Origin of the sequence: uncultured Tepidimonas sp., from assembly GCF_938045175.1 — a bacterium.
Taxonomy (GTDB): Bacteria; Pseudomonadota; Gammaproteobacteria; order Burkholderiales; family Burkholderiaceae_C; genus Tepidimonas.
In genome coordinates this window covers 1-8986 of sequence record NZ_CALIND010000174.1, presented here as the reverse complement: position 1 = coordinate 8986, position 8986 = coordinate 1, and the positions used below count along the sequence as shown (strand labels likewise).

Genomic DNA, 8986 nt, shown 5'->3' with positions numbered 1-8986 from the left:
AAGCGCCAAGGCACTCGCCCACGCTTATCGGCTGTTGCTTGTTAAGGAGCCTCTCTCACCTCGCCGCGATCAGCGAAGCTCAGTATTATGACACAGTTTTTGGCGTCTTTGCAAGCTTTGCCAAGCTGCTTTTGACTTGCTACCGCCTTCTGTGTCTTGGCACCACCCCGGGGGCGATGCACTGTCGAGAGCCCGCTAGTATACACCATTTTTCTGGCGTTGCACGCGGCGCACGGATCGCTGGCATCGGTGGGCGCCGACGGTGGTGGCGCTGCCTGCCGCACGGGTGGTGCCAGGCACCCGTCGCGCGGGCGGCGAACCTGCTACGCTGCGCAGCCATGACGTGGATGCAATGCATGGCAGTGTCGATGGCCTACGGGCACGTGCCGCTGTTGGACGGGGCCGACTTCACCCTGGACGCCGGCGAACGGGTGGGCCTGGTGGGACGCAAGGGCTGCGGCAAATCGACGCTGTTGCGGTTATTGGCCGGCTTGGTACACCCCGACAGCGGGGCGGTGCAGCGGCGGCAGGGGCTGCGTTGGGCGTACGTGGCGCAGGAGCCGGCGTTCGAGGACCAACACACGGTTTTCGAGGCGGTCGCCGACGGTCTGCAGGAGGTTCGCACATGGCTGCAGCGGTACATGGCGGCCACGCCCGGCGAGGATTTGGATGCGCTGCAGAATGCGATCGAGGCGGTGGACGGCTGGCGCTGGGAGCAGCGCGTGGCCGAAACGCTGGCGCGCCTGCGGCTGCCCGCGGACGGCGTGCTGCAGACGTTGTCGGGTGGCGTGCGCAAGCGCGTGGCGCTGGCGCGGGCACTGGTGGGTCGGCCCGACGTGTTGTTGCTCGACGAGCCGACGAACCACCTGGACATCGATGCAATCGATTGGCTGGCGGAGCAGCTGCTGGCGTTTCGGGGGAGCGTGGTGGTGATCAGCCACGACCGTTATTTTCTGGACCGGGTAGTGACCCGCATCGTGGAGCTGGATCGCGCGCGCTTGCAGTCCTACCCCGGCAACTTCAGCCGTTATGAGGCCCTGAAAACCGAACAGCTGGCCCAAGAAGCCGTGGTGCAGGCCAAGGCCGACCGGCTGCTGGCCCAAGAAGAAGCGTGGATCCGCAAGGGTGTGGAGGCACGCCGCACGCGGGCACAGGCACGCATCGAGCGGTTGCAGCGGCTGCGACGGGCACGCGCCGAGCGGCGCGAGGCGGTCGGCCAGGTGCGGCTGGAGCTGGCGCGCGGACAGGCGAGTGGGCGCCTGGTGGCGGAATTGGAGCGGGTGAGCCTGGCGCTGGGTGAGGGGGCACAGCGCACGACCATCGTGCGCGATTTGTCCTTGACGGTGCTCCGAGGTGACAAGATTGGACTCATCGGCCCCAACGGCGCTGGCAAGACGACACTGTTGCGTCTGTTGCTGGGTGAGTTGGCGCCCGATGTGGGCCAGGTGCGTCTGGGCAGCCAGTTGGCGGTGGCGTATTTCGACCAGATGCGCGACGCGCTGGACCTCGACGCCACGCTGGAAACAGCCATCAGCCCGGGCAGCGACTGGATCGAGTGCGAGGGACGACGCACGCACGTGCGCAGCTACTTGGCCGATTTTTTGTTCTCCCCGGCCCGCGCCCAGAGCCCGGTGCGCTCGTTGTCGGGAGGCGAGCGCAACCGGCTGCTGCTGGCGCGGCTGTTCGCGCGACCGGCGAACGTGCTGGTGTTGGACGAACCGACCAACGACCTCGACATCGACACGCTGGAGCTGCTCGAGCAGCGATTGGCGGACTATCCCGGCACGGTGTTGCTGGTGAGCCACGACCGGCGCTTTCTGGACGCGGTGGTGACGAGCACGCTGGTGTTCGAGGGCGACGGCTGCTGGCGCGAATACGAAGGCGGAGTGCAAGACTGGATGACGCAGTCGATGCGGCTGCATGGGCGGGTGCCGGTGTGGCCATCGGCCTGGCGGGACGAGGACGCGCCGGGCCGGGCCGAAACGAAGGCGACCGAGACAGCGACCGCACCCCGCGCCGCCTCCACGACGGCGGCTCTCGCCCCGCGCCGCTTGGGTTACAAAGAGCGGCGAGAACTGGAGGCGTTACCAGGACGCATCGATGCACTGGAGGCCGAGCAGCGTGCGATCGAGGCCGAGCTGGCCGACGGCACGCTGTACGGACGTGACCCCCAGCGGGCGCAGGCGCTGGCCGAACGGCACGGGGCGATCGAAGCAACGCTGATGGAGGCGCTGGAGCGCTGGGAAGCCCTGAGCGCGTGCGAGCGCGGTGAGCACCATCCATGACCTGGAGTGAATTCCTGGCCCTGCTGACGCTGGCCACGGCCACCAGCTTCACACCTGGTCCCAACACCACACTCTCGACCGCCCTGGCGGCCAACGGGGGTCTGCGCCGCGCCTTGCCTTTCGTGTGTGCCGTGCCAGTGGGTTGGTCGTTGCTGCTCGCGTTGTGCGCCGCCGGGGTGGGGGCGGTGGTGCTGGCCGTGCCGGCGCTGCGGCTGGGGATCCTCTGGGGCGGGGTCGGCTACCTGCTGTGGCTGGCGTGGCGGCTGGCCGGCGCTTCGACACTGGCGCGCGGCGAGTCGGATGCCCTGGCCATCACGTTTTGGCGCGGGGTGAGCCTGCAGTTCTTGAATATCAAGGCCTGGATGCTCGCGCTGTCCATCGTGGCGGGCTGGATCGCGGGACACGCACACGCGTGGCCGCGGTTCTGGCTGGTGCTGCCGGTGATGGTGTTCTACGCTTTTTCAAGCAACCTGACCTATGCGCTGGTGGGCTCGGTACTGCGCGGCTGGCTGGCGGGGCCCGTGGTCGAGGGCCGGCCGAGCGGGCGGCGCCTACGGGTTTTCAATCGCGTGATGGCTGCGGCGTTGGTGGTCACGGCGGTGTGGATGGCATCGAGCGGCATGGGTGGCGTCGCTCACGCGACCGGATGACCGGGTGTGGCGACCGACAATGGGGGCATGGGAACGATCCACCTCGTGCGCCACGGGCAGGCTTCTTTCGGCAGCGACGACTACGACCGCCTGAGCGCGTTGGGCTGGCAACAGGGGCGGCGCCTGGGCGAGTATTTTCGCGCGCACGGGATGCGGTTCGACGCGGTGCTGACGGGCACCCTGCGCCGCCACCACGAGACCTGGCAGGCCATTCGAGACGGTGGGCAGATCGAGGGTGAGGCCCAGGTCTGGCCAGGGCTGGACGAGTACGACAGCGCCGCGCTGATCGAAGCCCTGAATGCGCCCCCCCTGGGCGACCCGCACACGCCGCAGGGCTACCGAGCGCACTTTCGTCTGCTGCGCGATGCGTTACAGCAATGGATGGCCGGGGTGATCTCGCCGCGCGGCATGCCGACCTACGACACCTTCGTGCGAGAAGCGGTGGCGGTGCTGGCGCATGTGCGCGCCCAGTATGCGGGTGACGTGCTGGTGGTGACCAGCGGCGGCCCCATTGCTACCATCGTCGGGCATTTGGTGGCGGCCTCGCCAGAGGCGACGATCGAGCTCAATCTGCGCATGCGCAACACGAGCGTGACGGAAGTCGCGCACACCCCGAAGCGATGCGCGCTGGTGAGTTTCAACGCACTGCCGCACTTGAGCGAGCCCCAGCATCGCGAGTGGATCACGCACGCGTGAGCGCCGCGCCACTCAGGCGCCGCCTTCCTCCATCGACGGCCCAGCCACCGCCGTGGTGAGAGGCACGGCCATCACTTCCAGCAACAACTGGGCGAGCGACCGACCCGCCGCGGCCACCACCCGCCGACCCCATTCGGCGTCGGCGGCCGTCGCGTTGCCGGCCGCGCCCGCCGGGTGCAGGTCTTGCATTTGCCAAGCGAATTTGGCGCTGCGGCCATTGCCCAGCAGCGGATAGCGCTGGGCACGCTGCTCAGAGGACGAGGCAAAGTCACGCGCCGCCGCCAGCGCCACCCGCTGCGGGGCCATCGCCAGCATGAGTGCCGTCTCCACTTGGCCCGCGTGCACGCCGAAGCGGCGCTCGCGCGCCGACAGATCGGACTGCAGGTCGTGGCCGTCGGCCTCGGTCCACGGCAGGTCGTACCAGTTGACGCCCCACACGAGCACGTCGTGCCGCGCCCGCAGCTCGCGACCGGCCATGTCCATCAACCCCACGTGCCCCCCATGGCCGTTGAAGAAGACGAGCTTGCGCACGCCGGCGCGCGCCACGGACGCGCCGATGTCGCCCAGCAGGGCGAGTGCGGTCGGCGCCGACAGGGTGAGGGTGCCGGGGTAGCGCGCGTGCTCGGGACTCAAGCCCACGGCTTGCGTCGGCAGGGCATAGATCGGCGCGTCGGGTGGCAGGTGGGGGGCAGCGGCCGCCAGCACGGCCTCGGCAATGGCGGTGTCGACCCCGAGCGGTAAATGGGGACCGTGCTGCTCGGTCGCGCCCAGTGGCAACACGGCCACGGTGCGCGCGGGGTCGAGCGCCTGTACCTCCGGCCAGCGCAGGTCGGCCCAGCGCTTCAGGGTCGGGGACGGTGCAGCAGCGGGCGAGACGGACATGGGCCCATCTTAGCCAATCGCGCCGATCAACCGCCCGGCCCGCGCGTTTGGCCCTCGTAGATCCAGCGCCGTGACCACGGCAGCTCCTGCGCGCTGCGGCCCGCGCGCCGGCACAGCACCTGAAAGATCGAGACCTGATCGTGCTCGAACGCCCAGGCGCAGCCCGCCAGATAGACACGCCAGATGCGCCAGGTTTTCTCGGGCACCATCGCGCGCAGGGCATCGCGCTGCGCCTCGAAGGCGCGGCTCCAATGCGTCAGCGTCAGCGCGTAGTGGCGGCGCAGGCTCTCGACGTCGAACGGCTCCAATCCGCCCTCTTGCAGGGTGCGCAGCACCGTGCCGATGTGCGGCAGCTCCCCATGCGGAAAGACGTAGCGATCGATGAAACGGCCACCGCCGTGCGGCGTCTCGCCATCGTGGGGATCGGTGGTAGTGATGCCGTGGTTGAGGCACCAGCCACTGGGCGCCAGTCGGTCGTGGATGATGCGAAAGTACTCCGGCAGATGGCGCAGCCCGACGTGCTCGAACATGCCGACGCTGGTGATGCAGTCGTAGGTACCGTCGACGTCACGATAGTCCTGCAGGCGAATCTCGACCCGGTCGGCAAGCCCGGCAGCGGCCACACGCTCGCGCGCCAGGTCGTACTGCGCCTGCGACAGCGTGATGCCGACACAGCGCGCGCCGAACGCCTGCGCGGCACGCATGACGAGCGCGCCCCAACCGCAACCGATGTCGAGTAAGGTCTGGCCAGGCTGCAACCGCACCTTGGTCAAAATGTGGTCGATCTTTTTGCGCTGCGCGGTGGCCAGGTCCTCGTCGCCCTGCTCGAAATAGGCGCACGAGTAAACCATGGCCGGGTCGAGCCAGCGCGCGTAGAAATCGTTGGAGACGTCGTAGTGGTACTGGATGGCCTCGCGGTCGGAGCGGCGGGTGTGCGTCGTCAACGCCCGCACCCAACGCGAAAGGGCGCCCGGCGTGCGGGACTCTGACTCGGCGCTGGCCGCCACCAGCGTTTGCGCCATGGCGATGACATCCTCGATCGCGCCTTCGACGTCGATACGACCCTCGACATACGCCTCGCCCAGCGTATCCAGGCTGGGGGCCAGCAGCGCGGGCAGTGCCGCGGCATCGCGCACGGTGATGGTCACCCGTGGCTGTTCGAAGTTCCCCAGGTCCCAAAATGGCGCCTCGCCCGCCGCGCCCGCGTCGGTGTGCCAGCGCACACGCAGCGGCAGATCGACGCGCTCGCGCCAGCGGCGCACCCAGCTCTCGATGGTGTGGTCGATGGACAGCATGTCCTCTCCTCGTTCCAACAACACACGTATGGATACGATTTCGCCTGATCATTGTTGAACGAGCGGCCCGAAATGGGAAGCCCCCGGCCGGTATGGGTGGGCGGCGCCTGCAAGCCTGCCGCGACTGCCCGACAATCGGGAACGCTGCACCGACTTTCCGATCATGAGAGGTGACATGACGTCCGCGACCGCCCGCCCCATCGACCCCCTGCGCCCCGTACGCGCGTGGCTGCTGTTTTGGTTGCTGCTGTTTTCGCCTTGGGTGGCCGCACAAGGTGGCTGGTCACTGCCCGGGCGCTCGACCACGCCGACCGCGGTGGCGCAAAGTGAGTATTCGCGCGTCGAGCTGCTGGCGCACGCCCCCGAAGGCGTCGCGCCGGGTCGGCCCTTGTGGTTGGGCCTGCGCATCGAACACACACCCGAGTGGCACACCTATTGGAAAAACCCGGGTGACTCGGGCCTGCCGATCGAACTCGAGTGGACGTTGCCAGACGGGCTACAGCCGGGTGAGGTGCAGTGGCCCACCCCGCGCAAGTTCCCCATTGGTGAGTTGGCCAATTACGGCTATGACGGCACGCTGCTGCTGCCGGTACCGGTCACCGTGTCGCGCCTCGCGGACGGGCCCACCCTGACCGTGCAAGTGCGCGCCACCTGGCTGATCTGTCGCCGCGAATGCGTGCCGGAGGAGGCGCGGCTGCAGCTGCAAATACCGACGGACCGCCCCCTTACGGAGCACGCGGCCGCCTTCGAGGCGGCGCTCGCGGCCGTGCCGCGCACGATCGAGGGACGCGGCGAGCTGCGCGTGGAGGGCGAGCGGCTGCGGCTGCAGGTGGCGGGATTGCCCCCCGCATGGCGCGGGCAGCGGCTCGAATTTTTTCCGGAGACGGGCAATCTCATCGCACCGGGTGCGCCGTGGGAGCAGCGTTGGGACGGCGATACCTGGCACGCCAGCGTCCCGCTGACGCCCTACCGCAGCGAGGCTCCCGACCGTCTGGCATTCGTGCTGGCGCCACCGGCGCCCCAGCCCCATGGCCTGGCTACAGCGGGTGTGCGGCTCGACTGGCCCGTGGCGGGTCGCTGGCCGCCCGTGGCGCCAGCGCCCGCTGCCACGCCAGCCCTGCCGACGCCCGTGCCCGCCAATCCGCCACCGTCGTCGCTGGGCTTCGCCCTGGCTTTGTTGGGGGCGTTGGTGGGCGGGATGGTGCTCAACCTGATGCCGTGCGTCTTTCCCGTGTTGGCGATCAAGGTCATGGCGTTTCAATCGCACGGCAGCGACGCGCGCGCCCACCGGCTGGGTGGGCTGGCTTACACCGCGGGCGTGGTGTTGTCGTTTCTCGCCCTGGGTGCCGTTTTGCTCGGGCTGCGCACGGCGGGTGAGGCCGTGGGCTGGGGGTTTCAGCTGCAAAACCCCTGGGTCGTCGCTGGCTTGGCCACGCTGTTCACGCTGATCGGCCTCAATCTCGCGGGGGTGTTCCACCTGGGTCAGCTCGCGCCCCCGGGGCTGGCTGGCCTGCAGTTGCGCCATCCGCTGGCCGATGCCTTTTTGACCGGGGTGCTGGCCACCGCGATCGCCTCGCCCTGTACCGCGCCGTTCATGGGGGCGTCGCTGGGGCTGGCGGTGACGCTGCCGGCGGCGCAGGCGCTCAGCGTCTTTGCCGCCCTGGGGCTGGGGATGGCGCTGCCGTATCTGGCGGCCAGCTTCTGGCCTGCGCTGGCACGGCGCCTGCCAAGGCCCGGGCCGTGGATGGAGACGTTCCGGCACGCGATGGCGTTTCCGATGTTCGCCACCGTCGTCTGGCTGCTGTGGGTGCTGGGACAGCAAAGCGGCATCGACGGCGCGGCAGCGCTGCTGGCTCTACTGGTGGCGTTGGCCTTTGCCCTGTGGGCCTGGTCGTTGCGCGGACGCGCGCGCTGGGTACTGGGCAGTGTGGCCGTGGCGCTGCTGGGATGGCTAGCCACCGTCTGGGGCCCGCGCGTCGGGCAGTTGATACCGGCAAATGTGGCCAGCGATGGCACCACCGCGGCCGCCGACGAGGCGCTGGCGGGCGATTTGGTGTGGCAGCCCTGGTCGCCCGAGGCGGTCGAGCGGCTGCTGGCGCGCGGCCAGCCCGTGTTCGTCGACTTTACTGCCGCGTGGTGCGTGACCTGCCAGGTCAACAAAAAAACGACACTGAGCCACCCCGACGTGCTGGCCGACATGCGCGCCAAAGGGGTGCAACTGCTGCGTGCCGACTGGACGCGCTACGACCCCGTCATCACCGCCGAGCTGGCCCGCCTGGGGCGCACCGGGGTGCCGGTCTATGTGCTGCTCGCCCCCGGGCGTGCGCCACGGGTGCTGTCGGAACTGCTGTCGGTACGCGAGGTGCGCGAGGCACTGGCGACGCTGTGACGGCGCCCGCGCCCGGACGCGGAGCCGCGACACGGGATAATGCGGCATTCACCGGCTCCCCATCGCTGCGACCACCCATGCCCTTCGCCCCTTTGCAAAACGACACTTTCCTGCGCGCCTGCCTGGGGCAGGCCACCGAATACACGCCGATTTGGCTGATGCGCCAGGCGGGGCGCTATTTGCCCGAGTACCGGGCCACGCGCGCACGCGCGGGCAGCTTCATGGGGCTAGCGACGAACGTGGACTACGCAACCGAGGTGACGCTGCAGCCCCTGGATCGCTACGCGCTGGATGCGGCGATTTTGTTTTCGGACATTCTGACCGTGCCCGACGCCATGGGCCTGGGGCTGCACTTCGTCAACGGCGAGGGGCCGCGGTTCGAACGTGCCGTGCGCACCGAAGCCGACGTGGCCGCACTGGCCGTGCCCGATATGGAACGCCTGCGGTACGTGTTCGACGCCGTCACCAGCATCCGGCGCGCGCTGGGCGGGCGGGTACCGCTGATCGGGTTTTCGGGCAGCCCTTGGACGCTGGCGTGTTACATGGTCGAGGGGGGCGGGTCGGACGATTACCACCACGTCAAGCGCATGCTCTACAGCCGACCGGATCTGATGCACCAGCTGCTGGCAGTCAACGCCGACGCGGTGGCGCACTATTTGCGCCAGCAGATCGAGGCTGGGGCGCAGGCGGTGATGGTGTTCGACAGCTGGGGTGGGGTGTTGGCCGATGGGGCGTTCCACACCTTCAGCCTCGCCTATACCCGCCGCGTTCTCGAACAACTGCCACGCG

At 69.0% G+C, this 8986-nt stretch carries 7 protein-coding genes; 5 read left to right on the top strand and 2 right to left on the bottom strand.

Going from position 1 to position 8986, the window contains the following annotated elements; translation table 11 throughout:
* Nucleotides 1-338 precede the first annotated feature (338 nt).
* The 3 genes from Q0716_RS09060 to Q0716_RS09050 are packed head-to-tail and all read left to right on the top strand — an operon-like array spanning nt 339 to nt 3631.
* Complete coding sequence (locus Q0716_RS09060) at nt 339-2285, top strand: ATP-binding cassette domain-containing protein (protein WP_299022281.1); 1947 nt, start codon at nt 339-341, stop codon at nt 2283-2285.
* Entirely contained in the window at nt 2282-2935 is a 654-nt protein-coding gene (locus Q0716_RS09055; protein WP_299022280.1) for a LysE family translocator, read from the top strand. Before Q0716_RS09060 ends, Q0716_RS09055 begins: the two co-directional genes overlap by 4 nt.
* Nucleotides 2936-2962: 27 nt before the next feature.
* On the top strand, nt 2963-3631 hold the full coding sequence (locus Q0716_RS09050; RefSeq protein WP_299022279.1) for a histidine phosphatase family protein: 669 nt from the start codon (nt 2963-2965) through the stop codon (nt 3629-3631).
* Nucleotides 3632-3643: 12 nt separating this feature from the next.
* Here the strand turns inward: Q0716_RS09050 and Q0716_RS09045 are convergent, their stop codons facing one another.
* A complete protein-coding gene (locus Q0716_RS09045) occupies nt 3644-4513 on the bottom strand; it encodes a creatininase family protein (protein ID WP_299022277.1) in 870 nt (289 codons plus the stop codon).
* A 26-nt stretch (nt 4514-4539) separates the two neighbouring features.
* Entirely contained in the window at nt 4540-5808 is a 1269-nt protein-coding gene (locus Q0716_RS09040) for a cyclopropane-fatty-acyl-phospholipid synthase family protein (protein ID WP_299022275.1), read from the bottom strand.
* Between the two features lie 175 nt (nt 5809-5983).
* Between Q0716_RS09040 and Q0716_RS09035 the strand changes: the two genes are divergently transcribed.
* Nucleotides 5984-8197 (top strand): thioredoxin family protein, encoded by a 2214-nt coding sequence (locus tag Q0716_RS09035; RefSeq protein ID WP_299022273.1) that lies wholly within the window; start codon nt 5984-5986, stop codon nt 8195-8197.
* Nucleotides 8198-8274: 77 nt separating this feature from the next.
* The coding region (locus Q0716_RS09030; protein ID WP_299022270.1) for a uroporphyrinogen decarboxylase family protein at nt 8275-8986 on the top strand (712 nt) is incomplete at its 3' end.

Bases quoted from the DNA above. Each gene is read 5' to 3' on its own strand.
- Q0716_RS09040 (WP_299022275.1), bottom strand. From the start codon at position 5,808: ATGCTGTCCATCGACCACACCATCGAGAGCTGGGTGCGCCGCTGGCGC.
- Q0716_RS09035 (WP_299022273.1), top strand. From the start codon at position 5,984: ATGACGTCCGCGACCGCCCGCCCCATCGACCCCCTGCGCCCCGTACGC.
- Q0716_RS09055 (WP_299022280.1), top strand. From the start codon at position 2,282: ATGACCTGGAGTGAATTCCTGGCCCTGCTGACGCTGGCCACGGCCACC.
- Q0716_RS09050 (WP_299022279.1), top strand. From the start codon at position 2,963: ATGGGAACGATCCACCTCGTGCGCCACGGGCAGGCTTCTTTCGGCAGC.
- Q0716_RS09060 (WP_299022281.1), top strand. From the start codon at position 339: ATGACGTGGATGCAATGCATGGCAGTGTCGATGGCCTACGGGCACGTG.
- Q0716_RS09045 (WP_299022277.1), bottom strand. From the start codon at position 4,513: ATGTCCGTCTCGCCCGCTGCTGCACCGTCCCCGACCCTGAAGCGCTGG.